We start from the raw sequence: 26,538 nt of genomic DNA on the forward strand, positions 1-26,538 counted from the left end.
GTCGTACTCCCGGGGTCGGCGCGCCTATCGGCAGGGCTAGGTCTCGAAGCGGTCGATGGCCACGACCCGCCCGCCGGCGTCGCGGTGCACCACGATGCCGCTGCCGGGGGTCATGCGGGGGTTGAGCCTGCTCGGCAGCTTGCCGTTGTCGAGCCTCAGCCCGAGCGCGTCGGCGACCGCCCCCAGTACCACGCCCATGACGGGACGATGGGTGCACCAGACGGCGGGGACGTCGAGCGCCAGGAGGTCGGTGACCACGGACGCCGCCGCGGCCGGGTCCTCGCGGCAGCCCTCCTCGCTCAGCTCGGGCTGCAGCCGGACCTGGCCGCCGAGGTACTCGGCGTACGGCGCCACGGTGTCGCGGCACCGGCGCGACGACGACGAGACGACCAGCACCGGCGCGTAGGCCGCCAGCACGGCCGCGAGGCGCACTGCCTGCTCCACGCCGTACGGGTTGAGCGTGCGTTCGCTGTCGACCGCGGCGAGGGGGTCTCCCGATGCCTTCCAGACCGCCCGCTTGGTGGCCCGCGCGTGCCGCAGGACGATCGTCGGGAACGAGTCGGGCAGGGCCAGGGCGACGTCGACGAGCTCGCGGTCGTCGCGGTAGGTGAGGAGGTCGTGCGCCGCGTCGCGCCCGAGCCAGCGCAGCTCGTCGATCTCGGACGCAGGGTTGAGCGGGAACTCCTGCAGGACCGTCGCCCGCCAGTAGCGCACGCGCTTGGGGACGCCGGCCACCTCGTACTTCCGGCTGCCGAGCGAAGGGCCGAGGGCGCACCGGACGCCGGTCTCCTCGAACGTCTCGCGCACCGCCGCGACGTCGTGCCGCTCGCCGTCGTCGAGCTTGCCCTTGGGCAGGGACCAGTCCGATCGGTGCGGCCGGTGCACGACGGCGACCTCGGGGGCGTCGCCGCCGTGCCGCACCAGCACGACGCCGGCTGCCTCGACGCGGTTGGGCTTCGCCTTCGCCACGCGGTCAGCCCCCCAGCGACCGTCGGAGGTCGCGGTGGCGGCGCCGGCTCGCGGCCCAGCCGTCCCGTGCCTCGGTCTGCGCCACCAGCTCGCGGTCGTGCGTCGAGGCGACGAACATGCCGCAGGTGAAGGCCTCCCCGGCCGACAGCGGCGCCGCGGGGTCGGCGATGCGCGCGAGGACCAGCTCGCGCTGGACCACGGCGTCCTGCGCGGCTCCGAGCGGCTCGGTCACGTCGATCCAGAGCCTCGCGAGCTCCTGGGCGGGACGTCCGAGGGGTCCGATGCCGACCTCGGCCGCGTAGCGCGCCCGCTTTGCGGCGATGCGGGCGAGGTGCCAGGAGTCGGCGGGAGTCCGCTCGTCGAGGCTCTCGAACCGCGCGGCCGCCCGACGGTCGGCCTCGAGCACCCGCGGTGCGAGGACCTTGTGCGCGGGCTTGCGCGCCTTCGCGGTGAACAGGGGCTCGCGGGCGGTGCGCACGAGGTCGCGCCGCAGGGCCGAGGCACGGGCGGAGCGGACGTCGACGAGCGCGGCCGCGTGGCTGCCGGCACGGCGGGCCTGCAGCCACGGGACCACGGCGCCGGCCAGGGCCTCGAAGTCGGTGGCGGCGTCGTACTCCACGGGCCGAGTGGTGCCGGAGTCCGCGGCCAGCGACGTGAGGAGGCCGCCGAACACCTCGAGGTCGCGGGACGGCGACAGCAGGCCGGCGTACCAGCCGAGCTCTGCGCGCAGGCGCGTGGACGTGCCGCCCTGGAGCAGGTCGCCGTACACCTTGAGGCCGGAGCGCAGCCGACGGGCCGAGACCCGCGCCTGGTGCACGGCCTCCTCGAGGTCGTCGTCGAGGCCTGCATCGGCGCGCAGCAGCGCACCGACGTGCTGGCGCAGGTGCGCCAGAACCGCCACACCGGCCGTGGAATGCGGGCCGACGGGCACGGGCGGCGGCAGGACGAGATCAGGGTCCGGCCGCACCCCTGCCCCCTGCCCCGTCGCCTCGTCGGTCACGAGACGGCGCTCGACCGCCGGCTCTGGCGCGCGATCAGCGCGCTCTGGACGTCGACCAGCGGGGCGCCGTCGAGCCCGGTCGAGACCCTGGTCCACGTCCCGTCCGGGCCGAGGTGCCAGGTGCTCGTGCCCTCGTCGAACGCGAGGTCGAGCAGCGTCCCGAGGCCGGCCACGTGCTTCGGGCTGCCGAGGCGGACGAGCACCTCGATCCGGCGGTCGAGGTTGCGGTGCATGAGGTCGGCGGAGCCGATCCACACCTCCGGCTCGCCGCCGTTCTCGAAGCGGTAGATCCGCGAGTGCTCGAGGAACCGACCGAGGACGCTGCGGACGCGGATGTTGTCGGACATGCCGGGGACGCCCGGGCGCAGCGCGCAGATACCGCGCACCCACACGTCGACGGACACCCCGGCCTGGGACGCGCGGTAGAGCGCATCGATCGTGGCCTCGTCGACGATCGAGTTGCACTTGAACGTGATATGCGCCGGGCGCCCTTCGCGGTGGTGCTCGACCTCGCGCTCGATCCGCTCGACCAGGCCCGACCGCACCGAGTGCGGCGCTACGAGGAGCCGGCGGTACTCCGTCTCCATCGAGTAGCCCGAGAGCACGTTGAACAGGCGCGCGACGTCCTCGCCCACCTCGGGGTCGGTGGTGAGCAGACCGACGTCCTCGTAGAGCCGGGCCGTCTTCGGGTGGTAGTTGCCCGTGCCGATGTGGAGGTAGCGCCGGAGCTTGTCGCCGTCGTCGCGCACGACCATGGAGAGCTTGCAGTGCGTCTTGAGCCCGACCAGGCCGTAGACGACGTGGCAGCCCGCCTGCTCGAGCTTGCGGGCCCAGTCGATGTTGGCCTGCTCGTCGAAGCGCGCCTTGATCTCGACGATCGCGAGGACCTGCTTGCCCTCCTCGGCCGCCGCCACCAGGGCGTCGACGATCGGCGAGTCGCCGCTCGTCCGGTAGAGCGTCTGCTTGATCGCGAGGACCTTCGGGTCGGTCGCGGCCTGCTCGAGGAAGCGCTGCACGCTCGTCGAGAACGCGTCGTACGGGTGGTGCAGCAGGACGTCGTGGTCGCGCATCGACTCGAGGACGTCGGGCGCCGACGCAGTGTCGACGTCGGTGAGCTCACGGCTCGTCCGCGGGAGGAACGCCGGCAGCTTGAGATCGTCGCGCGGCAGCCGGTCGACGGCCCAGAGTGCCGTGAGGTCGAGGAGCCCGGGGATCCGGACGACCTCCTCGCTGCCGATGCCGAGCTCGCGGATCAGGAGGTCGAGGACGTGCGGATCGATCGACTGCGTGACCTCGAGCCGGACGGGCGGGCCGAAGCGGCGTCGCATGAGCTCGCGCTCGAGCGCCTGCAGGAGGTTCTCGGCGTCGTCCTCCTCGACCTCGAGGTCCTCGTTGCGGGTGACGCGGAACGTGTGGTGCTGCAGCACCTCCATGCCCGGGAACAGCTCGCCGAGGTGCGCGGCGATGATGTCCTCGAGGGGGACGAAGCGCTGCGGCCCGACGACGACGAAGCGCTCGAGGATCGGCGGCACCTTCACGCGCGCGAACAGCTCGGTGCCGGTCGAGGGGTTGCGGACGACGACGGCGAGGTTGAGCGAGAGCCCGGAGATGTAGGGGAACGGGTGCGCCGGGTCGACCGCGAGCGGCGTGAGGACCGGGAACACCTTGTTCTTGAAGAACGACGTGAGCTGGTCGCGCTCGGCCTCGGAGGCCTCGTCCCACCGGAGCACCTCGATGCCCTCGGCCGCGAGCGCGGGCTCGATCTGTCCGTGGAAGAGCGCCGCCTGGCGCTGCATGAGGTCGGTGCTCTTGGCGTAGATGCCCTCGAGCACCTCGCGGGGCATCGAGCCGCTGGCCGCGCGGACGGCGATGCCGGTGGCGATGCGCCGCTTCAGACCGGCCACCCGGACCATGAAGAACTCGTCGAGGTTGCTCGCGAAGATGGCGAGGAACTTGGCGCGCTCGAGCAGCGGGAGCGTCGGGTCCTCGGCAAGCTCGAGCACGCGCTCGTTGAACGCCAGCCACGACAGCTCGCGGTCGAGGAAGCGGTCGTCGGGCAGCGGGGGCGCCGACGGCTCCTCAGGATGCGGGGACACCTCGGCGGTCAGGGGTGTCGTCATGGGTCAACCTTGCCAGACCCGGGTCGACGAGATCCGCAGAGAGCCGGATCGACCCAGGTCAGGCGGGCGACGGCCCGGTCGTGAACTCCACGTCGATGTCCCAGCGCGTGAAGCCGAGGCTCTCGTACAGCCGGATCGCGCCCGTGTTGCTGGCGTCGACGTAGAGCATCGCGTCGGGCAGGCCCTTGCTGCGCAGGTGGGCGAGCCCCGCGAGGGTGAGGGCCCGCCCGAGACCCCGCCCAGTCTGGTCGGGGGCGACCCCGACGACGTAGACCTCGCCCATCGGCTCGTGCCCGTGGCCGAGCGTGTGCTGGGGGTCGTCGCTGTGGCCGTGGCTGTGGCCGGGCTCGTGGTCGTGGCCGCCGCCGTGGTGGTGGTCGGCGCCGTGGATCTTCGTCCAGTGAAAGCCCACCATCCGCTCGCCCTGCGGCCCGTCCTCCACCGCGACCAGGAAGCCTGCGGCGTCGAACCACGGCTCCCGCATCCGGACGTGCAGGTCCTCGAGCGTCCACCCGCCCTGGTCGGGCAGGTCGACGAACGCCGCGGCGTTGAGCGCCAGCCACTCGTCGTCGTCCAGGCCGGGGAGGAACGAGCGCAGCCGGACGCCGTCGGGGAGGCTCGCCGCGGGGAGCGCTGCGAACAAGGAGCGGCGCATCTGCCACAGGACGCGGCTGCGGACGAACCCGAGCGAGGCCGCCAGCGGCGCGGCGCCCCCCTGCTCGCCGTGCGACCAGAGGCGCAGGCGCCCGTCCGGGCTCTCGTCCAGGAGGTGCTGCACGATGCCGTGCCCGACTCCCTGGCGGCGCGCGTCGGGGGTGACGGCGAGCTCCGCGCTCGACCCCGCGACCTTGTCGGTGACATCGAGGTGCGCGTAGCCGACGAGGCGGCCCTCGGACCGTGCCAGCACATGCCGGACGTCGACGTCGCCGCCGTACCGGAGGTGCAGCATCACGTGCTCGGACAGCGGACGCGTGCCGTCGGACTCGGTGACCTGCTCGACGAGCAAGCCGACCTCACGCACGTCGGTCTCGTCGAGATGCCGGAGCACCTCCCACTGCACATCCACGCGCCGACCCTACGGGTCGTCCTCGCCCACGGCCCCCGCAGCAGCCCCGGGCGGGTCAGCCGACGGGCGCGGGCGACGGCTCGGGGACGACGCTGACCTCGTCGCGCGGCGGCGCGATCACGAAGCGGTAGCCGACGTTGCGCACGGTGCCGATGACCGACTCGTGCTCCGGGCCGAGCTTGGCGCGCAGGCGGCGGACGTGGACGTCCACGGTCCGCGTGCCGCCGAAGTAGTCGTAGCCCCAGACCTCCTGCAGCAGCTGGGCGCGGGAGAACACGCGGCCCGGGTGCTGGGCGAGGAACTTGAGGAGCTCGAACTCCTTGTAGGTGAGGTCGAGGATCCGGCCGCGGACCCGTGCGGTGTACGTGGCCTCGTCGATGGCGACGTCGCCGCTGCGGATCTCGTCCGGCACGTCGTCGTCGACGGCGCGGGCCAGCCGTCCGATCGAGAGGCGCAGGCGGGCGTCCACCTCGGCGGGACCGGCGGTCTCGAGCACGACGTCGTCGACGCCCCACTCGGCAGTGACACCGACGAGGCCGCCCTCGGTCGTGATGAGCAGGACGGGCACGTCGACACCGGTCGTGCGCAGGAGGCGCGTGAAGCTGCGCACCTGGGGCAGGTCGCGGCGGCCGTCGACCAGGATCGCGTCGCACGCAGGAGCGTCGAGCAGGGCGGTCGCCTCGGCAGGCAGGACGCGCACATGGTGCGACAGGAGGCCGAGCGCGGGGAGCACCTCGGACGAGGGCAGCAGGGCGTTGGTCAGCAGCAGCAACGTGGGCACGCGGCCTCCTCCCATCGGCGCCGGGGTCCGGGTTCTCCGGTCCTCAAAGCGCGTGAGGACCCGTACGGCGTCGTCGCCGGGGTCCTCGTGGGAGAGACTAGCAAGGTGGATCTGCGTCCCTCGTCCCGGCACCCCGTGCACCCGCCCGAGCGGGTCGTCACCCTGCTGACGGCCGACGGCCAGCGCGTGTCCGCGGCGTACGACGCGCCCCTGCCCGGAGCGGTGGACGGGCTGACGATCGTGGTGGCCCACGGGTTCACCGGGAGCTGGCGGCGTCCGGACAACCGCGCGATCGCGCAGGCGCTCTCTGCCCACGCCGCCGTCGTCTCGTACGACGCGCGCGGGCACGGCCGGTCGTCCGGGGCGACGACGCTCGGCGACGACGAGGTGCTCGACCTGGACGCCGTGGCGGCGTGGGCGCGCTGGCTCGGCGCGACGTCGGTGGCGACGGTCGGCTTCTCGATGGGCGGCTCGGTGGTGCTCCGGCACGCGGCGCTCACGGGCCGCTCGACCCGCGAGGGCGCCGACGCCGTCGTGTCGGTGAGCGCTGCGGGCTTCTGGTTCTACAAGGGCACGGCTCCGATGCGGCTCCTGCACACGGCGGTGGCCTCGCCCGTCGGCCGCGGGATCCTGCGGCACGGGTTCGGCACCCGGGTGACCGCCACCGAGTGGCAGGAGCCGTACCCGCTGTCGCCGTCGGAGTCGGCCTCGCTGCTGGCTCCGCTGCCGCTGCTCGTCGTCCACGGCGACCGCGACACCTACTTCCCGCTCGAGCACTCGCGCTCGATCGTGCGGGCCGCCAGGGCCGGAGCGGCGGAGCGCGGCGTGGCCGACCGCGCCGAGGAGTGGGTGGAGCGAGGGTTCGCGCACGCGGAGTCGGCAGCGACCCCGGACCTCGTCGACCGGATCGGCCGGTGGTGCACAGGCGCCGTGGGGCACGATGCACGCGGAGCGGCCGACGGCGCCGTCGCGAGAAGGAGCACCCCGTGAGCGTGACGGTCCGCTACTGGGCGGCCGCCAAGGCGGCGGCCGGGGTCGCCGACGAGCAGCTCGACAGCGGAGGCACCCTGGCCTCCCTCCTCGACGGCGTCCGTGCGGCTCACGGCACCGAGCTCGCCACCGTCCTGGCACGCTGCTCGTACCTCGTCGACGAGGTGAGCCCGGGCAGGACGCCGCACGCCGAGGTGGTCGTGGCCGACGGCTCGGTCGTGGACGTGCTCCCGCCCTTCGCCGGCGGCAGTGGCGCGACGGAACAGACGGAGACCCCCGCGGCGTTGGTAGCCCCGTGACCGGTGTCTACGTGGTGCTCGGCGTGCTGGTGCTCGCCACGGCGTTCGGGCTCTACCGACGCCGTACCGACGGCACGATGCGCGAGGTCGAGATCCCTGCCGACACGCAGGACTCGAAGAAGGTGCCAGGAGCTCCGATCGGCTCGGGCCACGCGCACCAGGGCGACCGCATGGACACCGCCGACCTCGGGGTCGAGCTCGGCGACCGCGCCACGCTCGTGCAGTTCTCGAGCGCCTTCTGCGCCCCGTGCCGCACCACCCGCGTGATCCTCGACGAGGTCGCCGGCCAGGTCGAGGGGGTCACGCACGTGGAGATCGACGCCGAGGAGCACCTCGACCTCGTGCGCCGCATGGACGTGCGGCGCACCCCGACCGTGCTGGTGCTCGACGCCTCGGGGGCCGTCCGGGTGCGTGCCGCGGGCGCCCCGCGCAAGGCCGACGTCGTCGCGGCCCTGGGCACGTTCCTGTGAGCGGCGCTGGCACGCGGGTGTTGCGAACGATTCGCAACACCCCGACCGGTGGCGGAGCAGTCTCACGATCCGGCACCGGGTGTCCAACTCGTGGACCGGCACCTATCCTCGACCCCATGCAGACGGTGGTTCTCACCAAGCGACGCGCAGTGGACTTCTGCCGCGTCGGGTCCTGCATGTGTCGAGCCTCCTGAACCGGTAGCCCGGGTGCCCATGGCACCCCCGCGGATCCGGTCGAACGCAGCCCTTCCGTGCCGCTTCGTAGGAGACACCGTGACCACGCTCGACTCCCGCCCCACCGCGACCGCCCGCCCGCGTCAGATCGACGCGCGTGGTCCCCGGTTCGCTGCCGCGATCACCGTCGTGGTGCTCGCCGCCACGCTCGTGACCATCGACTCCACGCTCTCGGTGGTCCTGCTGGCGGTCCAGGCGGTCGCGTTCGCGCTCGGCTCGCTCGTGGGCCTGCACGCGCAGCCGTACGGCTGGATCTTCCGCTCGCTCGTCCGCCCGCGGCTCGCGCCGCCCACGAAGTTCGAGGACGTCGCACCGCCGCGCTTCGCGCAGACCGTCGGTCTCGTCTTCGCCGTCGTCGGTCTCGCCGGTCTCCTCACCGGCGCGACCGTCGTCGCGTACGTCGCGGTGTCGTTCGCTCTCGCGGCCGCGTTCCTCAACGCCGCGTTCGACTTCTGCCTCGGGTGCGAGATGTACCTGCTCGGCAAGCGCGTGCTCGGCTCGCGCGCCGCAGCCTGACCCACCCGGTCCTCGCGGCGCCGGCCGCCGTCGTGCAGCTTCGCCGCGACCGGCGACGGCACGAACGTCCCTCCGCCCTCACCTCGAAGGACTCCTCATGGCTCCTCAGGCCGTCATCCAGGGCACGGTGTCGCAGGCCGGCCGGCCGGTCGGCGGCGCGTACGTGCGCCTGTCCGTCCCCGGTGGCCGGCTCGCGGCCGAGGTGCCCACGAGCAAGACCGGGACGTTCCGCTTCTTCGCCGCCCCGGGCAGCTGGACCCTGACGACCCTGGCGCCGGGCTCGACCGTCGACCGCACGGTCGCCGTCGAGCAGGACCAGGTCTCCGAGGTCCACGTCGCGATCTGACGCGACCCACCGTCCACACTCCCGACCCTCACCGCACCACCGAAACCGACAGGAGATCCACCCATGTCCATCCGCCTCGGCGACGTCGCCCCCGACTTCAGCGCCGACACCACCGCCGGCCCCATCAGCTTCCACGACTGGAAGGCCGGCAGCTGGGCCGTGCTGTTCAGCCACCCGGCCGACTTCACCCCCGTCTGCACCACCGAGCTCGGCCGCACCGCCTCGCTCAAGGGCGAGTTCGACAAGCGCAACGTCAAGGCCATCGCGGTGTCGGTGGACGGCGTCGAGAGCCACAACGCATGGGCCGGCGACATCAAGGACGTCAGCGGCAGCGAGCTCAACTTCCCGATCATCGGCGACGAGAGCCGTGAGGTCTCGCTGGCCTACGACATGATCCACCCGGGCGAGGGCGACACCTCCACCGTGCGCTCGGTGTTCATCATCGACCCCAACAACAAGGTGCGCCTCACGCTCACCTACCCGAAGTCCGTCGGCCGCAACTTCGACGAGATCGTCCGCGTCATCGACGCCCTGCAGCTCACCGACAAGGCGACCGTCTCGACGCCGGTCGACTGGACGCCGGGCTCGCGCGTCATCGTCGCGCCGACCATCTCGACCGAGGACGCCAGGGAGAAGTTCGGCGAGGTCGAGGAGGTCAAGCCGTACCTGCGCTGGACCCCGCAGCCGAACGTCTGACCCGCCTCACCCCTCAGTCTCCCCGGCTCCCGCCGGTGAGGGTCGGAACGGCCGTGGACCTCTCGAGGTCCACGGCCGTTCTTACGTCCTCCGTGGTCAGGCGGCGGCGGGCCAGTCGGCGATGGGGTCGAGGGCGAGCGTGGCTGTGCGGATCATCTCGCTCAGGTCGCGCGGGGAGTGCCGCAGGTAGAGCGGGCCGCTGCCGTCGACGAGCATCTCGTGCACCAGCGCGACGCCGCGGGCGGACACCGGGACGGGCGCGACGAGCTGGTCGACCAGCTCCGCGAGGTCGCGCTCGACCTCGCGCACGGCGGGCAGGTCGGCAAGCGGGGGCTGGCGACGTCGCAGCGGGCTGGACGCCTCGTGCAGCACACGGCTGATCGCGCGGGCGAGCGCGAGGCGGGTAGAGGGCCGGGCGAGACGCTGGGCGCGCAGCGACAGCAGCGGGTGCGACTCGGGGCTGCGACCTGCGGCGAGCTGGCGGTCGAGCCGTGCGGCGAGGATCCGGGCGAGGACGCGCTCGCGCCGGGTGGCCTCGCGGGCCTCGACGCCCCACGGCCCGGTCTCGACCACGCAGGGCACCGATCGACGACCGTCACTCCGCCTCGCGATCATCGCGACCACTCCCCGGCCCGGCACTCTGGGCATCCATCCGGTGCGTACCCGATGGTTGTCGGCAGTCGGAGCCCCCGTCCTTCGCCTCGTCCAGTGTCACCCTTGCCACAGGCCCACGCCACCGATCGGCGCCTCAGTAGACGAGGGCCTGGGTGTCGTCGGAGAGGGCTTCGGCCAGGAAGGTCGCAGCGCCGGCGATGCGCGCGCCCGGCGCGAGGTCGCCCTCGGCGATGCCGCGGCGCACGGCGCACTGCGTGCACACCGTCACCTGCCCGCCGGCGAGCACGGCCTCCACGAGGTCGGCGAGGGGTGTGGAGTGCGCGAGCGCGAGATCCGGCACCCGACCGGTGACCCCGAGCCAGACGGCATCGCCGGTCAACCACAGCGAGGTCTCGACTCCGGAGGCCACGGCGGTCGCGGCGACGGTGAGGGCTTGGGACAACCGCTCCGGCGCCTCGGCGCCGCAGGTGACCTTGACGACCAGACGGCGTGCCACGACTGCCTCCTCGGGGTGGGTACCGGCCACGGTAACGCGGACGGTGGCGGTGCGGCTCCGAGGGTCGTGGGGGAGGCGCAGATACGATGCGCGCGTGGTGGAGACCGTCATGACCGTGCTGCTGGTGCTGGTCATCGTCGCCGTCGTCGGCGTCGCCGGCACCGTCGTCGTCCGCCTGTACCGCGGCTGACCCCGCCCGATCGAGAGGCCCGCGATGAGCACCCCCGACGAGTCCGCAGCGCCCGCACCGGACCTGCCCGACCTCGGCTACCCGATCGAGCTCGCGCACCTGTCATGGCTCATCGGCAGCTGGGTCGGGGTGGGCCTCGGGCAGTACCCGACGATCGAGGACTTCCGGTTCGGCCAGGAGGTCACCTTCGCGACCGACGGCCGCCCGTTCCTGTCGTACTGGAGCCGCAGCTGGGAGCTCGACGACGACGGCAACCGCATCAAGCCGCGGGCCACGGAATCGGGCTTCCTGCGGCCGCGGCCGGACAACGGCGTCGAGATGCTGCTCGCGCACCCGAGCGGATACGCCGAGGTCTGGGTCGGGAAGGTCGTCGTCGACGCCATCGAGAACGCCGTCATCACCGGCGCCCACGCCGAGCTGCACACCGACGTCGTCGCGCGCACCGAGTCGGCCAAGGAGGTCACCGGTGGCGGCCGGCTCTACGGCCTGCGCGAGGGCGACCTGCTCTGGACGTACGACATGGCAGCGGTCGGCCAGCCGCTCACCAACCACCTGTCGGCGCGCCTCAAGCGGGTGACCCCGTGACCCAGTCCGCCGAGTGGGAGCAGCGCCTGCGTCGGGGCGGGTACCGCATCACGCCCCAGCGCCAGCTGGTCCTCGAGGCCGTCGAGCGGCTGCGGCACGGGACGCCGGAGGAGATCCTCGCCGAGGTGCAGCGCACCGCCTCCGGCGTGAACCTCTCCACGATCTACCGCAACCTCGAGGTGCTCGAGGAGGTCGGACTGGTCACGCACGCGCACATCGGGCACGGAGCACCGACGTACCACGCGGTCGACGACCACGTGCACATCCACCTGGTCTGCGACACGTGCGCCGCCGTGCAGAGCATCGGCGCGGGCATTGCCGAGGACTTCCTCGACGAGCTGCGCCGCACGACCGGGTTCGTGACCGATATCAGCCACGTCGCCCTGCACGGCACCTGCGCCGACTGCAGCGCCAAGGGCGTCGGCACCCACTGACCCGAGCCGGGGGAAGGATCTCGCCCCCCGGGTCGTTGGAGACGCTGTGACCACCTACCGCAGTCCGCTGCTCGAGCTGCCCGGCGCGTGCCCCGCGCCCGAGGGGTCGCCGGACTCCGGCGTGCCGTGGCACTACGGCGACCCGCACGGCGAGCAGCGGCTGCTGGCATCGGGTGAGGGCTGGGTCGACCTGTCGCACCGCGGGGTCATCTCGGTCACGGGCCCTGACCGGCTGACGTGGCTGCACTCGCTGACGACCCAGCACGTCGAGTCGCTCGTGCCGGGGGAGTCCGCGCTCGACCTCGTCCTCGACCCGCACGGCCATGTGGAGCACGAGCTGCACCTGGTCGACGACGGCGAGACCACGTGGATCAGCGTGGAGCCCGCCTCGACCGCGCCCCTCGTGGCGTACCTCGACCGGATGCGGTTCATGCTGCGCGTCGAGGTCGCAGACAGAACCGACGAGTATGCCGTCGTCGCCGAGCCGGTCGGCGAGCCGCACGGCTCGCTCCCGACGTACGTGATCCCCCGCGAGTTCGGGGTGCTCGTCGCGGGCGACGCGGCGTCGGAGAAGTACGTGCCGCTGCGGCCCGACGTCCTCATCGGGCGGGAGGTGCTCGTGCCGCGGGCCGACCTGCTCGCGTACGTCGACGGACGCCGCGGCGCCGGCACCTGGGCCTGGGAGGCGCTGCGCGTCGCTGCGGGCGTGCCCCGATTCGGTCTCGACACCGACCACCGCACCATCCCGCAGGAGCTGGGCTGGGTGCCCTCGGCGGTGCACCTGCAGAAGGGGTGCTACCGCGGGCAGGAGACGGTCGCGCGGGTGCACAACCTCGGCCGTCCTCCGCGCAGGCTCGTGCAGCTGCACCTCGACGGCAGCGCCGCGCGCACACCGTCACCCGGTGACCCGGTGCTCGCCGACGGCCGCGAGGTAGGTCGGCTCACGTCGGTCGCGCTGCACCACGAGCTCGGCCCGGTGGCGCTCGCCGTGGTGAAGCGGTCGGTGCCGCTCGACGCCGAGCTCGTCGTCGGACCGATCGAGTCAGGCGCTGTGTCGGCGTCGCAGGAGACCGTCGTCACCGCCTGACCGACACGTCGGCCTATCCCGCTGATCCGTTGCAGGACAATGGATCCACGGGTTCCCGTCCGGCAGCGGACGACGTGGGAGCGTGATCACGACGGTCGGCGCCGAGCCTCGAGCAGCGCGGTCGGCGAGCGTGCCGATCAACCAGTGTCCGTCGTCACAGCCAGGAAACGCCCGCGGAACGTCGTCTTTGGCATGCTGTGGGTCCGAGCCGCGACGTCGTGGCCCGACTTGGGAGGAGCACCGATGACGAAGGTGACGAAGGCGGTCATCCCGGCAGCAGGTCTCGGCACGCGGTTCCTGCCCGCGACCAAGGCGACTCCCAAGGAGATGCTCCCCGTCGTCGACACCCCCGCCATCGAGCTGGTGGTGCAGGAGGCCGCCAACGCCGGCCTCACCGACGTGCTCATGGTGACCGGCCGCAGCAAGCGCGCGCTCGAGGACCATTTCGACCGCGCCGCCGAGCTCGAGACCACGCTCGAGGCCAAGGGCGACCTGGAGAAGCTGGCCCTGGTACGCCACAGCACCGACATGGCGACGGTCCACTACGTACGTCAGGGCGAGCCGCGCGGCCTCGGGCACGCCGTCCTCTGCGCCTCCCGGCACGTCGGCAAGGAGCCGTTCGCGGTCCTGCTCGGCGACGACCTCATCGACCCGCGCGACCCGCTGCTCACCCGCATGGTCGACCTGCGCGAGCAGCTCGGCGGCAGCGTCGTCGCGCTCATGGAGGTGCCGCGCTCGCAGATCCACCTGTACGGCTGTGCGGCCATCGAGGCGATCGGGGACGACCCCGACGTCGTGCGCATCACCGATCTCGTCGAGAAGCCGGCGACGGACGAGGCCCCCAGCCTCTACGCCGTCATCGGCCGGTACGTGCTCGACCCGCACGTGTTCGACATCCTCGAGCGCACCGAGCCCGGCCGCGGTGGAGAGATCCAGCTGACCGACGCGCTGCGCGTGCTCGCGGCCGACACCCCGTCGGCGATCGGCGGCGGAGTGACCGGCATCGTGTTCCGCGGCCGCCGCTACGACACGGGCGACCGGCAGTCGTACCTCCAGGCCGTCGTCCGCCTCGCCTGCGAGCGCGACGACCTCGGCCCCGAGTTCGCCGCCTGGCTCAAGGAGTTCGTCCCCACCCTCCCCTAGCCCGGGGTTTGCGATGAGGGGGTGGGCCCCCGCCGGGCGAGAATGGCCGAAGGCCCCGCCCGGTAGGGGCCTTCGTTGCTCAGAGCGCAACAAGGTCGGCCTCCATGCTCACCGGGTTGATTCTTCGCCAGGCATCGGGCCGTGGTTCCGACGGTCCCGCCGCAGCGCGTCCGGCTAGTCGGCGTCGACGTCGATCACGAGGGTGATCGGGCCGTCGTTCACCAGCGCTACCGCCATGTCGGCGCCGAACACGCCGGTGCCGACGCTCGCGCCGCGGGCACGGAGCTCGGCGACGACCGCCTCCACAAGTGGTTCGGCCACGGGGCGCGGGGCAGCCGCCGTCCAGGTGGGTCGGCGACCCTTGCGTGCGTCGCCGTACAGCGTGAACTGGCTGACGACGATGAGCGGGAGCCCCAGCTCGGCGGCGGACAGCTCGCGACGGCCGTCGGGCACCTCGCCGTTCGCGTGCCCGGGGTCGAAGATCCGCAGCTCGTGGATCTTGGCGGCGAGGCGGACGGCACGGGCGGGGGAGTCGTCGTGCGTGACTCCGACCAGGACGAGGAGCCCAGGCCCGTCGAAGGCGGAGACGACGTCGCCGTCGACGGTCACCGACGCACCGCGGGCACGCTGCACGATCGCTCTCACGCGCTGATCGTGCCAGGCGTGGCCTCTACCGCCCGAAGAAGCCCTTCTTCTTCTTGCCCTTGGTGTCGGTCGCCTGCACCGGGCGGTGAACCGTCTGACCCTGCTGGCCGTTCGACGCCCCCACCGGGGACATGCCCGCGACGCCGGGGCGCGAGGTCTCGGAGTCGTTGTCGCTGTTGAGGCTCGACAGCTCGCGCAGCAGCGCTGCCATGTCCGCCCCCTCGGATGCACCGGGCTGGGCGATCTCCGGCGACACGACGAAACCACCGCTGTAGTCGGGGGTCGGGCGCGCGGCCACGGACACCGGCTCGGGCATCGGGACGGCGACCGGCACGTCGACGTCGTGGCGGGCCGTGAGCTCGTCGTACGAGTCAGGGGTCACCGGCTCCTGGTGCGCGGTGCCGCCGTAGACGTCGGCGAAGCTCACCGACGCGGCCGGCGCGAGCTCGTCGGGGTGGAAGGCAGGCAGTGCGGTGACGACCGCCGGGTCGCCCCACGGGCTCGGCTCGAGGCTCGGGATCGAGTCGCTGGAACGCTGCGCCTCAGCCTGCTCCCGCTCGAACGCGGCCACGGCTACGGCACGCTCGGCCTCCTCGGCAGCCCAGCGGGCCATCTCGTCGCGAGCCTGCTCCTCGGCGAGGCGCTCGGCCTCGACGCGCTCCGCCTCCTCGGCCGCGATGCGCTCCTGCTCGATGCGCTCCTGCTCGATGCGCTCCTGCTCGAGGCGCTCGGCCTCGAGGCGTGCGGCCTCTGCCTCCTCGGCGGCGATGCGCTCTGCTTCGAGGCGTGCGGCTTCTGCCTCTTCGGCGGCGATGCGCTCTGCTTCGAGGCGCTCGGCCTCGAGGCGTGCGGCTTCTGCCTCCTCGGCGGCGATGCGCTCTGCTTCGAGACGCTCAGCCTCCAGGCGCTCCTGCTCGAGGCGCTCGGCCTCGAGGCGTGCGGCCTCTGCCTCTTCGGCGGCGATGCGCTCTGCTTCGAGACGCTCGGCCTCGAGGCGTGCGGCTTCTGCCTCCTCGGCGGCGATGCGCTCTGCTTCGAGACGCTCAGCCTCCAGGCGCTCCTGCTCGAGGCGCTCGGCCTCGAGGCGTGCGGCCTCTGCCTCTTCGGCGGCGATGCGCTCTGCTTCGAGACGCTCAGCCTCCAGGCGCTCCTGCTCGAGGCGCTCGGCCTCGAGGCGTGCGGCCTCGGCCTCTTCGGCGGCGATGCGCTCTGCTTCGAGACGCTCTGCTTCGAGACGCTCTGCTTCGAGGCGCTCGGCCTCCAGCGCGGCGAGCCGCTCGGCCTCCAGACGTGCGGCCTCCGCCTGCTCCGCGAGCATCCGCTCCTGCTCGCGCCGCTCCTCCTCGATGCGCTCCTGCTCGAGGCGCTCGAGCTCCAGCCGCTCGGCCTCGAGACGTGCAGCCTCGATGCGCTCACGCTCCAGCCGCTCTGCTTCGAGACGCTCGGCCTCCAGGCGTGCAGCCTCTTCCTCAGCGGCGATGCGCTCTGCCTCGATGCGCTCTGCCTCGATGCGCTCCTGCTCGAGACGCTCGGCCTCGAGGCGCTCCTGCTCGAGACGCTCTGCTTCGAGGCGCTCGGCCTCCAGCCGTGCAGCCTCTTCCTCAGCGGAGATGCGCTCTGCCTCGAGGCGCTCCTGCTCGAGACGCTCTGCTTCGAGGCGCTCGGCCTCCAGACGTGCGGCCTCTTCCTCGGCGGCGATGCGCTCTGCCTCGAGGCGCTCCTGCTCGAGGCGCTCCTGCTCGAGGCGCTCCTGCTCGAGGCGCTCTGCTTCGAGGCGCTCCTGCTCGAGGCGCTCGGCCTCCAGGCGCTCCTGCTCGAGGCGCTCTGCTTCGAGGCGCTCCTGCTCGAGGCGCTCGGCCTCCAGGCGTGCGGCCTCCTCCTCTGCGGCGATGCGCTCTGCCTCGAGACGCTCGGCCTCCCGCTGCTCCTGCTCCAGGCGGTCGGCCTCGGCGCGCTCGGCCTCGAGCCGCTCGACCTCGTCGCGCGCCTCGCGCTCGGCGTCCAGGGACACGACCTCGGCCAGCTGGGCCGCCGGCGCGGTGGAGAACGGCGACGTACGCGACGGCTGGTGGGTGGTGCGAGCACCGCGCAGCGGGGCCGCGGTGAACGGCGAGGTGGCGGCGGGCATGCCCATGTCGGTGAGGGCGGCCGTCACCTTGGCGACGGAGGCCGCGACGTCGTCGTCCGACGGGTTGTCCTCGTTCCACCAGGGGGTGCCCGGCTCCTCGGCCTCACCGCCGTCGATCTCGACCAGCCCGGCCTCGAGCAGGCCCACCACGACCATGCCGGCCTCGAAGATCGTGAAGCCGCAGTCGTCGGCGAGGTCGGCGATGGTCCGGTTGCCGTCCACCTTGCACAGCAGCGCCCAGTCGTAGGGGCCGAGCACCACGTCAGGGGCGGCGGGAGCAGCGGTGGACAGAACGGGGACGGCGTCGGCGCCACCGATGAACGGCACGACCGAGGCCCACTGCTCGTCGCGGCGACGGGCGGCACCGAGCAGCTCGGTCACCTCCATCGGCGGGGCGACGTCCTGGCGCGTGCGCTTGCCGTTGCGGAACTTCTTCTCGGCGACCTGCCAGTGCAGCAGGTCGGCGACCTGGTCGCGCACCTGCTCGCAGACGAACGACTCGACCACGGCCCGGTCCACGAACCCGAGGTGCACGAGGAGCTCGCCGAGACGCCAGCCCTGGAGCTCGGTGCGCTGCACCTCGAGCGCCTCGGCCAGAGCCTCGGGAGTCAGGACACCGGAGGACATGAGGCGGACGCCGAGCAGCGGTCGCCGGCCGGGGACCGACACCGCATAGACGTAGCCGTCGCGGAACCACACCGTCGACTGCTCGCCCTGGGGCTCGGTCACGACGAGGCAACCGGTGGCTTCCTGCGAGGCAAGCTCGAGCAGGAGGCTGTCCGCGCGGGCAGTGAAGCCGCCGTCAGGCACGCCTGACCTCCTCCGTCGATCGCCCGCACGCCCGGACCGGGCGCTGTAGTGCTCTTCGGCCGACTACCCCCTCGGATTGAGCGCTCGCGGCCGACTCGTCGCCGCGGGTGGCGCCTGACGTGCCACGATGGGCGTCGTGCCCGCTGAGACCCTCATCACCGTGGCCCCGACCGGGGCCGAAACCGACAAATCGGACGCTCCGGCCCTGCCCGTGACGCTCGACGAGCTCGTGGCCACCGCGAAGGCCTGCGAGGCGGCTGGCGCCGGCCTCATCCACGTCCACATCCGCGACGCCGATGCCCGGCCCACGCTCGACCTCGGGCGGCTGACCGACACGGTCCAGGCGCTCCGCGAGGGCACCGACCTCGTCGTCCAGCTGAGCACGGGCGGAGCGGTCACCGACCCCTTCGAGCACCGTCTGCGGGTCCTCGACGCCGACCCCGACTCGTGCTCGCTCACGTGCGGCACGGTCAACTTCGGGTCCGACGTCTTCATGAACCCCTGGGACTTCATGGTCGAGCTCTACCGCAAGACCCAGGCTCTCGAGGTGGTGCCCGAGTTCGAGCTCTTCGACCTCGGTCACGTGGCCGCGCTCAACCGGCTGCTGGACAAGGAGGGCCTCCCGTACGGCGGGAAGGTCCACTGCGACCTCGTGCTGGGCGTCCCGGGCGGGGCTCCGGGAACGACGGAGTCGGTCGTGACCATGGCCCGGATGCTCCCCGAGGGCGCGACCTGGTCCGCCACCGGTGTCGGCCGGTCGACCATGCCGGTGGCCCTCGCGGCCCTCTCGGCCGGCGGCCATCTGCGCGTCGGCATGGAGGACACGCTCACGTACGCCCCGGGCCGCCCGGTGCGTGACAACGCAGAACTTGTAGAAAGAGCCGCTGAGCTCTCAAGGTTGGCCCTGCGCGTGCCGATGACCGTGGAAGGGGCGCGTGCAATGCTCAACATCAAGGACCGAAGGACTGGGGTGGCCGCATGACCAAGCCGATGCCGGGTGGACGCCGTCGCGTCGACCGAGTGCTCGACCCCGCGTTCGTCCAGGGCGTCGAGGACCTGACCATGGCCGAGGTGCGCGAGCGTCGCGCCGACGCCGATCAGGAGGAGACCGACCTCTCGCACAACCGCTCCAAGCTGATCGCGCGCATCGACCTGCTGAAGGCGGAGCAGTCGCGTCGCGCGGGCACGATGGAGGGCTCGATCATCGACGCGCTCCCGCAGATCCTCGCCGGCCCGGGCCAGCGTCGGACCCACGGCAGCGGCCGGCACATCCACACCGAGCCGAGCCGTCTCGACGAGCACCGTCGCAAGGAGGAGGCGATCGTCGCCGACACCGAGCTGTCGGACGTCTCGCACCTGACCGACGACGAGCTCGTCGCTGGGATCGCGGCGCTGCAGGAGGCCGAGCACGAGGTGTCCGAGGTCCGTCACGACGTCCAGCAGGTCATGGACTTCTTCCAGGCCGAGATCGGACGTCGCTACCGCGAGGGCCTCGCGAACGTCGACGACCTGCTCACCGCGCCTCCCGGTGCCTGACCGCTCGTCGGTCGTCCTCGCCGAGGTCGTCCGGAGCGGTTTCGTCGAGGGCGTCCACCGGGGCTCCCTCGTCGTCCTGGACGCCGACGGCACCCTGCTGCACGCGTACGGCGACATCACGTCGCCGGTGTTCCCGCGCTCGTCCAACAAGCCGATGCAGGCCGCGGGCCTGGTCGAGCTCGGCTACGCCGGGCGCGACGCCCGGCTCGCGATCGCGGCGGCGTCCCACTGGGGCGAGCCGCACCACCTCGTGACGGTCCGCGAGGTGCTCGCCGCCGCCGGGCTCGACGACTCCCACCTCCGCACGCCGGCGGACTGGCCCGCGGGCGACGCCGCACGGGACGAGCTCGTCCGGGCGGGCGGGCACGCCGCTCCGATCTTCATGAACTGCTCGGGCAAGCACGCGGCGATGCTCGCGACCTGCGTGGCGCAGGGCTGGCCGCTCGACGACTACCGCGCCGCCGACCACCCGCTGCAGCAGCACCTCGCCGGCACCGTCGCGCGGATCGCGGGCGAGACGCCGTCGGACGTCGGCATCGACGGCTGCGGCGCCCCCGTGCTCTCGCTGTCCCTGACTGCCCTCGCCCGAGCCTTCTCCCGGTGCGTCACGGCCGAGCAGGGCTCCCCGGAGAGGCTCGTCGCCGACGCCATGCGGGCCCATCCCGCCCAGGTCGGCGGCCACGGACACGACGCCACCCTGTTCATGCAGGGCGTGCCCGGGCTCCTCGTGAAGGACGGCGCGGAGGGTGTATACGCCGCCGCTCTCGGCGATGGCCGTGCGGTGGCGCTCAAGGTCGACGACGGCGCAGCGCGTGCGCGGCCGCTGCTCCTCGCTGCGGCGCTGCGCTCGCTCGGGGTGCAGGCGCCAGTGCTCGAGGAGTTCGTCGAGCTCACGCTGCTCGGCGGCGGCGTGCCTGTCGGCGCCGTCCGCGTCGAACCCGCTCTTTTCGCCTGACGCACGGATGTGCCCGAGAACCCTGAGGTTCTCGGGCACATCCGTGCGTGCGGTCGCTCAGCAGCAGGCAGGGGCTCCGGCGGTGGCGGGCTCCGGCTCGGTCGCGGCGGCGTCGGGAGCGCAGCAGCCGGCCTCGGTCGACGTCGTGATGTCGTCGGCGAAGAAGGTCGGGCTGTCCGACAGCACCGTGTAGATCTCCCAGCGCTCGCCGTCCGGGGAGCCCTCGACCCAGAACTTGTCCTGCTTCGCGTAGCAGCAGGTCGTGCCACGCTCGTCGATCGAGGCCAGCCCGCCCTCCGCGAGCCGGGTCTGGGCGGCATCCACGTCGTCCACGGACGGCATCTCGACACCGAGGTGGTTGAGCGTGCCGCCCTGGCCCTTGTTCTCGAGCAGCACGAGCTTGAGGGGCGGGCTGGTGATCGCGAAGTTGGCGTATCCCGGTCGCGTCTTGGCGGGCTCGACGCCGAAGAGCTTGGAGTAGAAGGCGGTGGCGGCCTCGACGTCGTCGACGTTGAGAGCGAGCTGCACGCGGGCGGGGGCGGTCGTTCCCATGGTGTCCTCCGAGAGTTTCATCGATGTTCATCAATATCGATCTGTATCGATGTTGCCCCGAAGGATCGACCCATGTCAATATTCATGCATGTCGAAGAATGCAGCGGTGCCGGCCAGCCCCGCACTGGAGCTGCCGGTGCTCGACCTGGCCGACTGCTGCGCGCCCATCCGGCGCGAGCCGATCGACGCCGATGGCGCGGTGACGCTGGCCGAGGCGTTCAAGGCCCTGGCCGATCCGGTGCGGTTGCAGCTGCTCAACCTCATCGCTACCGCCGACACCGGCGAGGCCTGCGCGTGCGACCTCGTCGAGCCGGTCGGCAAGAGCCAGCCCACCGTCAGCCATCACCTCAAGGTGCTGCGCGAGGCCGGCCTCATCGAGGGCGAGAAGCGCGGCACCTGGGTCTGGTACTCCGTCGTTCCGTCCCGGCTCGACGAGCTGCAGCGTGTCCTCGGCCGGCGCTGACCCACCGACGAATCCGCACCTCACCAACCCCTCAGACCGCTGGAGCCCACGTGTCGACCAAGCCCTCCGTCCTGTTCGTCTGCGTGCACAACGCGGGCCGTTCCCAGATGGCGGCGGCCTACCTCACCCACCTCGCGGGCGACCGCATCGAGGTGCGCTCGGCGGGATCCGCGCCGGCCGACTCGGTGAACCCGGCCGTGGTCGAGGCGCTGCTCGAGGAGGGCATCGACATCTCGGCGGAGACCCCCAAGGTGCTCACCACCGAGGCGGTCCAGGCGTCCGACTACGTCATCACCATGGGCTGCGGCGACGCGTGCCCGTTCTTCCCCGGCAAGACCTATCTCGACTGGGTCCTCACCGACCCGGCCGGCCAGGGCGTGGACGCCGTGCGCCCGATCCGCGACGAGATCCGCGGTCGCATCGAGGGGCTGATCGCCGAGATCGACGCGGCTGCGGCCTCCTCGGCGTCGTGACGCCGCTGCCCCTTCCCCGGCGCCTGCTCGCCGAGGGCCTCGGCACGCTGCTGCTCGTGGCCACCGTCGTCGGGTCCGGGATCGCGGCGGCGTCCCTCTCTCCGGGCAACGTCGGTCTGCAGCTCCTCGAGAACGCGCTCGCCACGGGTGCGGTCCTGTTCGTGCTGATCGCCACGCTCGGCCCGGTGTCGGGCGCGCACTTCAACCCCGTGGTCACCGGCATCGACGCCTGGCTCGGCGGCCTCCCCAAGCGGGATGCGCTGCCCTACGTCGTGGTGCAGGTGGTCGGCGCCTGCCTCGGTGCGGTGCTGGCCAACCTCATGTTCGGGCTCGCCGCCGTGTCGGTCTCGACGCACGAGCGCACCGGCTCGGCGCTCTGGCTGTCGGAGGTCGTGGCCACCTTCGGGCTCCTGCTCGTCATCCTCGGCCTCGTGCGCGCCGGCCGATCGTCGTGGATCCCGGCCGCCGTGGCGTCGTACATCGTGGGCGCCTACTGGTTCACGGCCTCGACGTCGTTCGCGAACCCGGCCGTCACCATCGGACGCACGCTGTCCGACACGTTCGCCGGTATCGCGCCGGCGAGCGTGCCCGGCTTCGTCGTGGCGCAGGTGCTCGGAGCGGTCCTCGCGACGGTCGTCGTCCTCGTGATCTGGCCGCGCCACTCGGCGGCGGTGGCGGTGGCCATCGACGTCCAGGAGGAGACGCGCTGAGCGTCACGCCCTGAGCACGCGACTCAGCCGGTCGCGCGGACGAGACCGGCGCTGACGCCGTGGTGGCGCCGTGGAGGTGCCATGAACGACCGCCACGCCGACGACGAGGCAGCGGTGGTCGGCAGGCTCCCGCCTGGACCGCTTCCTGCCCGTGCGGATCCTGCTGGCCCTGGCCGGCGGTCTCGCGCTGGGACGGCTGCTCCCCAGCGTGCTGGGTGCGCTCGACGCCGTGAAGATCGGCCAGACGTCCTTGCCGATCGCGCTCGGGCTGCTGCTGATGATGTACCCCGTCCTGGCCAAGGTCCAGGGCGAGGCCATCACGTCCGACCCGCTCGCGGTGGTGAGCATCGCCGTCCCGCTGCTCGTCTACTTCGCGATCATGTGGGGGTCTCGTTCCTCGTCGGATCCCGGTCGGGGATGACCTACCCGAAGACGGCGGCCCTCGCGTTCACCGCGGCCGGCAACAGCTTCGAGCTCGCGATCGCCGTGAGCATCGGGGTCTGGGGCGTCACGTCGGGCCAGGCGCTGGCCGGTGTGATCGGCCCGCTCATCGAGATGCCCGCGCTGGTCGCGCTCGCGTACGTGAGCCTCGCCCTCCGTCGTCGCTGGCACCGGCCGCTGGTCCGATCCGGGTGACGGCGGCGGCCACCTCGCGCTGGCACGATGAACGCGTGACGTCGGACTCCGTGCCTCGGCTCGAACGCAGGCTCGGGCTGGGCGGCGCGGTCGCGATCGGCCTCGGCGCGATGCTCGGCACCGGTGTGTTCGCCGCGTGGACACCGGCGTACCGGCTGGCCGGCCCCCTGCTGCTGGTCTCCCTCGGCATCGCGGCCCTGGTGGCCGGCCTCAACGCGTGGTCCACCGCCGCGCTGGCCCGCGTGCACTCCGAGTCCGGTGGTGCGTACGCCTACGGTCGCGCCCGGCTCGGCCGTGCGGCCGGCGTCCTCGCCGGCTGGGCCTTCGTCGTCGGGAAGATCGCGTCGGCGGGAGCGGCCGCGTTGACCATCGGCGCGTACGTCGCCCCCGCGTACCAGCGACCTCTCGGGGTCGCGGCGATCGCGCTCGTCCTGCTGCTCGACCTGCGCGGTGTCACGAAGACGGCCGCGGTCTCGGCGGTCGTCTCGGGTGTCGTCATCGCGGTGCTGCTGTGGCTGTCGCTCGCGGCCCAGGTGGGTCGCGCGTCGCTCGCGTCGTCCTCCATCGCCCCCGGCGTTCCCGGGAGCGGCGCCGGCGGCGTGCTCGGTGCCGCCGGCCTTCTCTTCGTCGCCTTCGCCGGGTATGCGCGTATCGCGACCCTGGGCGAGGAGGTGCGCGAGCCGCGGCGCACCCTGCCGAGGGCGATGGCCATCTCCTTCGCCGTCGTCGTGTCGGTCTACGTGCTCGTCGCCGTCGCGCTGCTCACGCTCCTGGCGGCCCTGCCGGTGCAGGAGTGGACCGCCGCGCCCCTCGAGACGCTCGCCCGCTTAGCCGGGGGCGGACTGCTCACCCCTGCGGTTCGCCTTGCCGCGGTCCTGGCCGCCGGCGGCGCCCTGCTCTCCCTGCTGGCAGGCGTGGGTCGCACGCTGTTCGCGATGGGCCGGGGCGCAGACGCCCCCGCGGCGCTTGCCGCGGTCTCCCGGCACGGCGTACCGCACCGGGCCCAGATCGTGGCCGCGGTCGGGGCCGCGGTCGTCGTGCTGGTCGGCGGGATCGGCGCCGCCCTGGCGCTGTCGGCGGTCTCGATCCTCACCTACTACGGGGTGGCCCACCTGGCCGCGCTGCGGCTCGGCACCGAGGAGGGCCGGCCCCCGCGCATCGTCCCGCTGGCGGGCCTCGCCGGATGTGCGGCCGTGGCTCTGAGCCTGCTGCTACTGGTCAGTAACACTGGGTAGAGCAAGCACTCACGCACCGTCCTGTGAGGGAGCACACCCTCAGAATGCTTGCTCCCCGCTTGCTATAGCAAGCACCCAGGGTGCATGGTTAAGTCATGGCCACCATCGACGTCCGCAGCCTCGGGGAGTACATCCGCGAGCAGCGCACGTCTGCCGAGGTCTCGCTGCGACAGCTGGCGAAGAGCGCCGGGGTCTCCAACCCCTACCTCTCCCAGGTGGAGCGAGGGCTGAAGAAGCCCAGTGCCGAGATCCTCGGGCAGATCGCGGGGGCCCTGCGCATCTCCGCCGAGACGTTGTACGTCAAGGCGGGGCTGCTCGAGGCCCGCGACGGCGACGCTGCCGTCACCGAGGCGATCAGCACGGACGAGACGCTCTCCGAGCGTCAGCGCCAGGTCCTTCTCGAGATCTACGCCGCCTTCCAGAAGGAGAACGCCGTGATCCGTGAGGCCACCACCCCGAGCCCCGACGATGCCGGCACCATCCCCGCCGACGTCACGACCAGCTGAAGGAAGAAACGACATGACTGAAAACATCACCCCCCAGGTCGACGAGGTCGTCGAGGCCGTCGTCGAGACCACCGCCGCTGCGAAGAAGACGGCTGTGAAGAAGACCACGGCCGCCAAGAAGACGGCTGCGAAGAAGACCACCGCCGCCAAGAAGACCGCGGCGACCAAGACCACGGCTGCGAAGAAGACCGCTGCGAAGAAGGCCACGACCGCGAAGAAGAAGGTCGTCGTCGCCGCCGAGGCCGTGACCGAGAAGGTCGCCCCGAAGCCCGAGCACCACACCGCGATGGACGAGGCCGCGAAGATCTTCGAGGCCCAGGTCGCCAAGGTCCGCTCGCTCCTCGAGCGCCCCGAGGTCGTCGAGGTCAAGAGCCGCGTCGAGGGCCAGATCGCCGTCGCCGCCAAGACCGTCGAGCCCTACGTCGCCGACGTGACCGAGAAGGTCACCGAGGGCTACAAGGCCGCCGAGAAGGTCGTCGCGCCGTACGCCACCGAGGTCTCGACCAAGGTCGAGGACGCCGTCGGCCCGTACGTCTCGGTCCTCACGGTGAAGGCCGCCAAGGCTGCCAAGACCGCCGAGGAGGCCGTGAAGCCGTACGTCGCCACCGTGCAGAACTCCGCCGAGGACGCCGTGAACGCGGCCGAGCGCGTGGTCGTCGACCTCCGCGCCCGTGCCGACGCCCGCGCCGCCTTCGCGACCGACACGGTCAAGCACGGCACCGACGAGCTGAAGCTGCGCGCCGACGAGGTCGTGGCCCGCGTCCGCAAGGTCGCCGGTCTCTGACCCACCCGCTGCCGATCCGGCAGCAGCACGAACTCACGAGCCCCTCGCAGTGATCCTGCGGGGGGCTCGTGTCACGTCCGATCCCGACGCCGGAGCGGCGGTGGGCGATGAGGGGGGCCTTCGTTGCTCAGAGCGCAACACACTCGGCCTTCACGGACGTCGTTGTCCACAGGAGAGGGTCGGCGGATCCGACCTCAGACGAGCTCGAGGCTGCGGCGGGAGAGTCCCATCATCTGGCCCTCGATGACGGTGCGCGCTGAGCTGAGATCCGTGGCGGCACCCAGCGTGACGAACAGCGGTATGAAGTGCTCGACCGTCGGGTGCGCGTACGGCAGCCCCGGCGCCGACTGGCGGAAGCCGGCGAGGGCGTCGACGTCGCCGGCGGCGATCGCGCCCCAGGCCCAGGCGTCGAAGTCGCGCGACCAGCCCGGCACCTTGCCCTCGATCATGGCCGGCGTGATGAACGGCAGGCCGTGGGTCATGAAGCCCGAGCCGATCACGAGCACGCCCTGCTCGCGCAGGTCGCGAAGGCGGGCGCCCATCCGCAGCAGGATGTCGGCGCGGTCGGTCGGCAGGCTGAGCTGCACCACCGGTACGTCGGCCAGCGGGTACATCACCTTCAGCGGCACCCAGGCGCCATGGTCGAGGCCCCGCGGACGGTTGACGACCTCGCCGATGCCGGACAGCCGCTTGGCGACGTCGGCGCCGAGGGTCGAGGAGTCCGGCGTCGCGTACTCCATCGAGTAGTAGCGCGGGTCGAAGCCGCCGAAGTCGTAGACCAGGCGCGTCGACGGGTCGGGCGTGGTGATGGTGATCGGGGCCGTCTCCCAGTGGGCGCTCACGATCACGATGCCCGTCGGCTTGGGCATCGACGTCGACCAGGCGAACAGCTCGTCCATCCAGCCGGCGTCGTCGAACAGCGGCGGGGCGCCGTGGCTGAGGTAGATCGACGGGAGGGCGGCGTCTCCGGGCTGCCAGACGACCTGCTCGGCGCTCGCGGCGAGTGCCGCCGGCTCGAAGGCGTCGAACGCCGCTGCTGCGCGTGCCATGGGGGTGCTCCTCGGGTGG

At 72.4% G+C, this 26,538-nt stretch carries 30 protein-coding genes and 1 pseudogene; 20 read left to right on the top strand and 11 right to left on the bottom strand.

Annotated features, from left to right (window positions below; all coding sequences use genetic code 11):
* Positions 1-36 precede the first annotated feature (36 nt).
* The 5 genes from ACFQGU_RS01410 to ACFQGU_RS01430 are packed head-to-tail and all read right to left on the bottom strand — an operon-like array spanning position 37 to position 5,936.
* Entirely contained in the window at positions 37-969 is a 933-nt protein-coding gene (locus ACFQGU_RS01410) for an NUDIX domain-containing protein (RefSeq protein WP_386763561.1), read from the bottom strand.
* 4 nt (positions 970-973) lie between these two features.
* Complete coding sequence (locus tag ACFQGU_RS01415) at positions 974-1,969, bottom strand: CHAD domain-containing protein (RefSeq protein WP_386763562.1); 996 nt, start codon at positions 1,967-1,969, stop codon at positions 974-976.
* The gene (locus tag ACFQGU_RS01420; RefSeq protein ID WP_386763563.1) at positions 1,966-4,089 is read right to left on the bottom strand and encodes an RNA degradosome polyphosphate kinase; all 2,124 of its coding nucleotides are present in this window, start codon (positions 4,087-4,089) and stop codon (positions 1,966-1,968) included. Before ACFQGU_RS01420 ends, ACFQGU_RS01415 begins: the two co-directional genes overlap by 4 nt.
* A gap of 58 nt (positions 4,090-4,147) precedes the next feature.
* Positions 4,148-5,155: a mycothiol synthase gene (gene mshD / locus ACFQGU_RS01425; RefSeq protein ID WP_386763564.1), complete on the bottom strand. Its 1,008-nt coding sequence runs from the start codon at positions 5,153-5,155 to the stop codon at positions 4,148-4,150.
* A 55-nt stretch (positions 5,156-5,210) separates the two neighbouring features.
* A complete protein-coding gene (locus tag ACFQGU_RS01430) occupies positions 5,211-5,936 on the bottom strand; it encodes a winged helix-turn-helix transcriptional regulator (protein WP_386763565.1) in 726 nt (241 codons plus the stop codon).
* Between the two features lie 105 nt (positions 5,937-6,041).
* Between ACFQGU_RS01430 and ACFQGU_RS01435 the strand changes: the two genes are divergently transcribed.
* From ACFQGU_RS01435 to ACFQGU_RS01460, 6 genes are all read left to right on the top strand, one after another.
* Positions 6,042-6,926 carry an alpha/beta hydrolase gene (locus ACFQGU_RS01435; RefSeq protein ID WP_386763566.1) on the top strand — a complete coding sequence of 295 codons (885 nt, stop codon included), beginning with the start codon at positions 6,042-6,044 and terminating at the stop codon, positions 6,924-6,926.
* Positions 6,923-7,225, top strand: a complete 303-nt coding sequence (locus ACFQGU_RS01440) for a MoaD/ThiS family protein (RefSeq protein ID WP_386763567.1) — start codon at positions 6,923-6,925, stop codon at positions 7,223-7,225. The genes ACFQGU_RS01435 and ACFQGU_RS01440 overlap by 4 nt, the downstream gene beginning before the upstream one ends.
* A complete protein-coding gene (locus tag ACFQGU_RS01445; protein WP_386763568.1) occupies positions 7,222-7,695 on the top strand; it encodes a TlpA family protein disulfide reductase in 474 nt (157 codons plus the stop codon). Before ACFQGU_RS01440 ends, ACFQGU_RS01445 begins: the two co-directional genes overlap by 4 nt.
* A gap of 273 nt (positions 7,696-7,968) precedes the next feature.
* Positions 7,969-8,445: a DUF4395 domain-containing protein gene (locus ACFQGU_RS01450; RefSeq protein WP_386763569.1), complete on the top strand. Its 477-nt coding sequence runs from the start codon at positions 7,969-7,971 to the stop codon at positions 8,443-8,445.
* A 97-nt stretch (positions 8,446-8,542) separates the two neighbouring features.
* Positions 8,543-8,791 (top strand): DUF1416 domain-containing protein, encoded by a 249-nt coding sequence (locus ACFQGU_RS01455; protein WP_386763570.1) that lies wholly within the window; start codon positions 8,543-8,545, stop codon positions 8,789-8,791.
* A gap of 63 nt (positions 8,792-8,854) precedes the next feature.
* Positions 8,855-9,487 carry a peroxiredoxin gene (locus tag ACFQGU_RS01460; protein ID WP_386763571.1) on the top strand — a complete coding sequence of 211 codons (633 nt, stop codon included), beginning with the start codon at positions 8,855-8,857 and terminating at the stop codon, positions 9,485-9,487.
* A gap of 96 nt (positions 9,488-9,583) precedes the next feature.
* Here ACFQGU_RS01460 and ACFQGU_RS01465 read toward each other — a convergent pair whose 3' ends face one another.
* Together ACFQGU_RS01465 and ACFQGU_RS01470 are read right to left on the bottom strand one after the other, a co-directional pair.
* On the bottom strand, positions 9,584-10,060 hold the full coding sequence (locus ACFQGU_RS01465) for a hypothetical protein (RefSeq protein ID WP_386763572.1): 477 nt from the start codon (positions 10,058-10,060) through the stop codon (positions 9,584-9,586).
* Between the two features lie 175 nt (positions 10,061-10,235).
* Positions 10,236-10,598, bottom strand: a complete 363-nt coding sequence (locus ACFQGU_RS01470; protein WP_386763573.1) for a DsrE family protein — start codon at positions 10,596-10,598, stop codon at positions 10,236-10,238.
* Between the two features lie 214 nt (positions 10,599-10,812).
* Here ACFQGU_RS01470 and ACFQGU_RS01475 point away from each other — a divergent pair, with 214 nt between their 5' ends.
* From ACFQGU_RS01475 to ACFQGU_RS01490, 4 genes are all read left to right on the top strand, one after another.
* The gene (locus ACFQGU_RS01475) at positions 10,813-11,373 is read left to right on the top strand and encodes an FABP family protein (RefSeq protein ID WP_386763574.1); all 561 of its coding nucleotides are present in this window, start codon (positions 10,813-10,815) and stop codon (positions 11,371-11,373) included.
* Complete coding sequence (locus ACFQGU_RS01480; protein WP_386763575.1) at positions 11,370-11,807, top strand: Fur family transcriptional regulator; 438 nt, start codon at positions 11,370-11,372, stop codon at positions 11,805-11,807. Before ACFQGU_RS01475 ends, ACFQGU_RS01480 begins: the two co-directional genes overlap by 4 nt.
* Before the next feature lie 46 nt (positions 11,808-11,853).
* On the top strand, positions 11,854-12,894 hold the full coding sequence (ygfZ, locus tag ACFQGU_RS01485) for a CAF17-like 4Fe-4S cluster assembly/insertion protein YgfZ (protein WP_386763576.1): 1,041 nt from the start codon (positions 11,854-11,856) through the stop codon (positions 12,892-12,894).
* Positions 12,895-13,137: 243 nt separating this feature from the next.
* Positions 13,138-14,037: a UTP--glucose-1-phosphate uridylyltransferase gene (locus tag ACFQGU_RS01490; protein ID WP_386763577.1), complete on the top strand. Its 900-nt coding sequence runs from the start codon at positions 13,138-13,140 to the stop codon at positions 14,035-14,037.
* A 174-nt stretch (positions 14,038-14,211) separates the two neighbouring features.
* Here the strand turns inward: ACFQGU_RS01490 and dtd are convergent, their stop codons facing one another.
* Both dtd and ACFQGU_RS01500 read right to left on the bottom strand, forming a co-directional pair.
* Complete coding sequence (gene dtd / locus ACFQGU_RS01495; protein ID WP_386763578.1) at positions 14,212-14,682, bottom strand: D-aminoacyl-tRNA deacylase; 471 nt, start codon at positions 14,680-14,682, stop codon at positions 14,212-14,214.
* A 25-nt stretch (positions 14,683-14,707) separates the two neighbouring features.
* Complete coding sequence (locus tag ACFQGU_RS01500; protein WP_386763579.1) at positions 14,708-17,620, bottom strand: DUF4388 domain-containing protein; 2,913 nt, start codon at positions 17,618-17,620, stop codon at positions 14,708-14,710.
* 127 nt (positions 17,621-17,747) lie between these two features.
* On the opposite strand from ACFQGU_RS01500, the gene ACFQGU_RS01505 reads away from it, so the two are divergent.
* Genes ACFQGU_RS01505 through ACFQGU_RS01515 form a run of 3 tightly spaced genes read left to right on the top strand, consistent with a single transcriptional unit; the run spans position 17,748 to position 20,111 of the window.
* The gene (locus ACFQGU_RS01505) at positions 17,748-18,602 is read left to right on the top strand and encodes a BKACE family enzyme (protein WP_386763580.1); all 855 of its coding nucleotides are present in this window, start codon (positions 17,748-17,750) and stop codon (positions 18,600-18,602) included.
* Positions 18,599-19,156: an RsiG family protein gene (locus tag ACFQGU_RS01510; RefSeq protein ID WP_386763581.1), complete on the top strand. Its 558-nt coding sequence runs from the start codon at positions 18,599-18,601 to the stop codon at positions 19,154-19,156. The genes ACFQGU_RS01505 and ACFQGU_RS01510 overlap by 4 nt, the downstream gene beginning before the upstream one ends.
* Positions 19,149-20,111 (top strand): asparaginase, encoded by a 963-nt coding sequence (locus ACFQGU_RS01515; RefSeq protein WP_386763582.1) that lies wholly within the window; start codon positions 19,149-19,151, stop codon positions 20,109-20,111. Before ACFQGU_RS01510 ends, ACFQGU_RS01515 begins: the two co-directional genes overlap by 8 nt.
* 57 nt (positions 20,112-20,168) lie before the next feature.
* Here ACFQGU_RS01515 and ACFQGU_RS01520 read toward each other — a convergent pair whose 3' ends face one another.
* Positions 20,169-20,663, bottom strand: a complete 495-nt coding sequence (locus ACFQGU_RS01520; RefSeq protein ID WP_386763583.1) for an ArsI/CadI family heavy metal resistance metalloenzyme — start codon at positions 20,661-20,663, stop codon at positions 20,169-20,171.
* An 88-nt stretch (positions 20,664-20,751) separates the two neighbouring features.
* Here ACFQGU_RS01520 and ACFQGU_RS01525 point away from each other — a divergent pair, with 88 nt between their 5' ends.
* The 7 genes and pseudogenes from ACFQGU_RS01525 to ACFQGU_RS01560 all read left to right on the top strand — a co-directional run bounded on the left by ACFQGU_RS01525 (position 20,752) and on the right by ACFQGU_RS01560 (position 25,470).
* Positions 20,752-21,126, top strand: coding sequence for a metalloregulator ArsR/SmtB family transcription factor (locus tag ACFQGU_RS01525; RefSeq protein ID WP_386763584.1), 375 nt, complete (start codon positions 20,752-20,754; stop codon positions 21,124-21,126).
* 50 nt (positions 21,127-21,176) lie between these two features.
* The gene (locus ACFQGU_RS01530) at positions 21,177-21,599 is read left to right on the top strand and encodes an arsenate reductase ArsC (RefSeq protein ID WP_386763585.1); all 423 of its coding nucleotides are present in this window, start codon (positions 21,177-21,179) and stop codon (positions 21,597-21,599) included.
* Entirely contained in the window at positions 21,596-22,309 is a 714-nt protein-coding gene (locus ACFQGU_RS01535; RefSeq protein WP_386763586.1) for an aquaporin, read from the top strand. The genes ACFQGU_RS01530 and ACFQGU_RS01535 overlap by 4 nt, the downstream gene beginning before the upstream one ends.
* Positions 22,310-22,562: 253 nt before the next feature.
* Positions 22,563-22,945 (top strand): annotated as a pseudogene (locus ACFQGU_RS17930) (arsenic resistance protein); the annotation flags it as partial.
* A 35-nt stretch (positions 22,946-22,980) separates the two neighbouring features.
* Positions 22,981-24,180, top strand: coding sequence for an APC family permease (locus ACFQGU_RS01550; protein WP_386763589.1), 1,200 nt, complete (start codon positions 22,981-22,983; stop codon positions 24,178-24,180).
* A gap of 95 nt (positions 24,181-24,275) precedes the next feature.
* A complete protein-coding gene (locus ACFQGU_RS01555) occupies positions 24,276-24,686 on the top strand; it encodes a helix-turn-helix domain-containing protein (RefSeq protein ID WP_386763590.1) in 411 nt (136 codons plus the stop codon).
* Positions 24,687-24,699: 13 nt separating this feature from the next.
* Positions 24,700-25,470 (top strand): hypothetical protein, encoded by a 771-nt coding sequence (locus tag ACFQGU_RS01560; protein WP_386763591.1) that lies wholly within the window; start codon positions 24,700-24,702, stop codon positions 25,468-25,470.
* A 194-nt stretch (positions 25,471-25,664) separates the two neighbouring features.
* Here ACFQGU_RS01560 and ACFQGU_RS01565 read toward each other — a convergent pair whose 3' ends face one another.
* Positions 25,665-26,519, bottom strand: coding sequence for a dioxygenase family protein (locus tag ACFQGU_RS01565; RefSeq protein ID WP_386763592.1), 855 nt, complete (start codon positions 26,517-26,519; stop codon positions 25,665-25,667).
* Positions 26,520-26,538: the final 19 nt, after the last annotated feature.

Source organism: Longivirga aurantiaca, assembly GCF_042660085.1.
GTDB lineage: Bacteria > Actinomycetota > Actinomycetes > S36-B12 > CAIYMF01 > Longivirga > Longivirga aurantiaca.

What these genes read in the sequence shown, in the direction of transcription:
- ACFQGU_RS01565 (WP_386763592.1), bottom strand. Translation starts at nt 26,519, where the DNA reads ATGGCACGCGCAGCAGCGGCGTTCGACGCCTTCGAGCCGGCGGCACTC.
- ACFQGU_RS01510 (WP_386763581.1), top strand. Translation starts at nt 18,599, where the DNA reads ATGACCAAGCCGATGCCGGGTGGACGCCGTCGCGTCGACCGAGTGCTC.
- ACFQGU_RS01460 (WP_386763571.1), top strand. Translation starts at nt 8,855, where the DNA reads ATGTCCATCCGCCTCGGCGACGTCGCCCCCGACTTCAGCGCCGACACC.
- ACFQGU_RS01475 (WP_386763574.1), top strand. Translation starts at nt 10,813, where the DNA reads ATGAGCACCCCCGACGAGTCCGCAGCGCCCGCACCGGACCTGCCCGAC.
- ACFQGU_RS01420 (WP_386763563.1), bottom strand. Translation starts at nt 4,089, where the DNA reads ATGACGACACCCCTGACCGCCGAGGTGTCCCCGCATCCTGAGGAGCCG.
- ACFQGU_RS01525 (WP_386763584.1), top strand. Translation starts at nt 20,752, where the DNA reads ATGTCGAAGAATGCAGCGGTGCCGGCCAGCCCCGCACTGGAGCTGCCG.
- ACFQGU_RS01520 (WP_386763583.1), bottom strand. Translation starts at nt 20,663, where the DNA reads ATGGGAACGACCGCCCCCGCCCGCGTGCAGCTCGCTCTCAACGTCGAC.
- ACFQGU_RS01490 (WP_386763577.1), top strand. Translation starts at nt 13,138, where the DNA reads ATGACGAAGGTGACGAAGGCGGTCATCCCGGCAGCAGGTCTCGGCACG.
- ACFQGU_RS01560 (WP_386763591.1), top strand. Translation starts at nt 24,700, where the DNA reads ATGACTGAAAACATCACCCCCCAGGTCGACGAGGTCGTCGAGGCCGTC.
- ACFQGU_RS01455 (WP_386763570.1), top strand. Translation starts at nt 8,543, where the DNA reads ATGGCTCCTCAGGCCGTCATCCAGGGCACGGTGTCGCAGGCCGGCCGG.
- ACFQGU_RS01505 (WP_386763580.1), top strand. Translation starts at nt 17,748, where the DNA reads ATGGGCGTCGTGCCCGCTGAGACCCTCATCACCGTGGCCCCGACCGGG.
- ACFQGU_RS01555 (WP_386763590.1), top strand. Translation starts at nt 24,276, where the DNA reads ATGGCCACCATCGACGTCCGCAGCCTCGGGGAGTACATCCGCGAGCAG.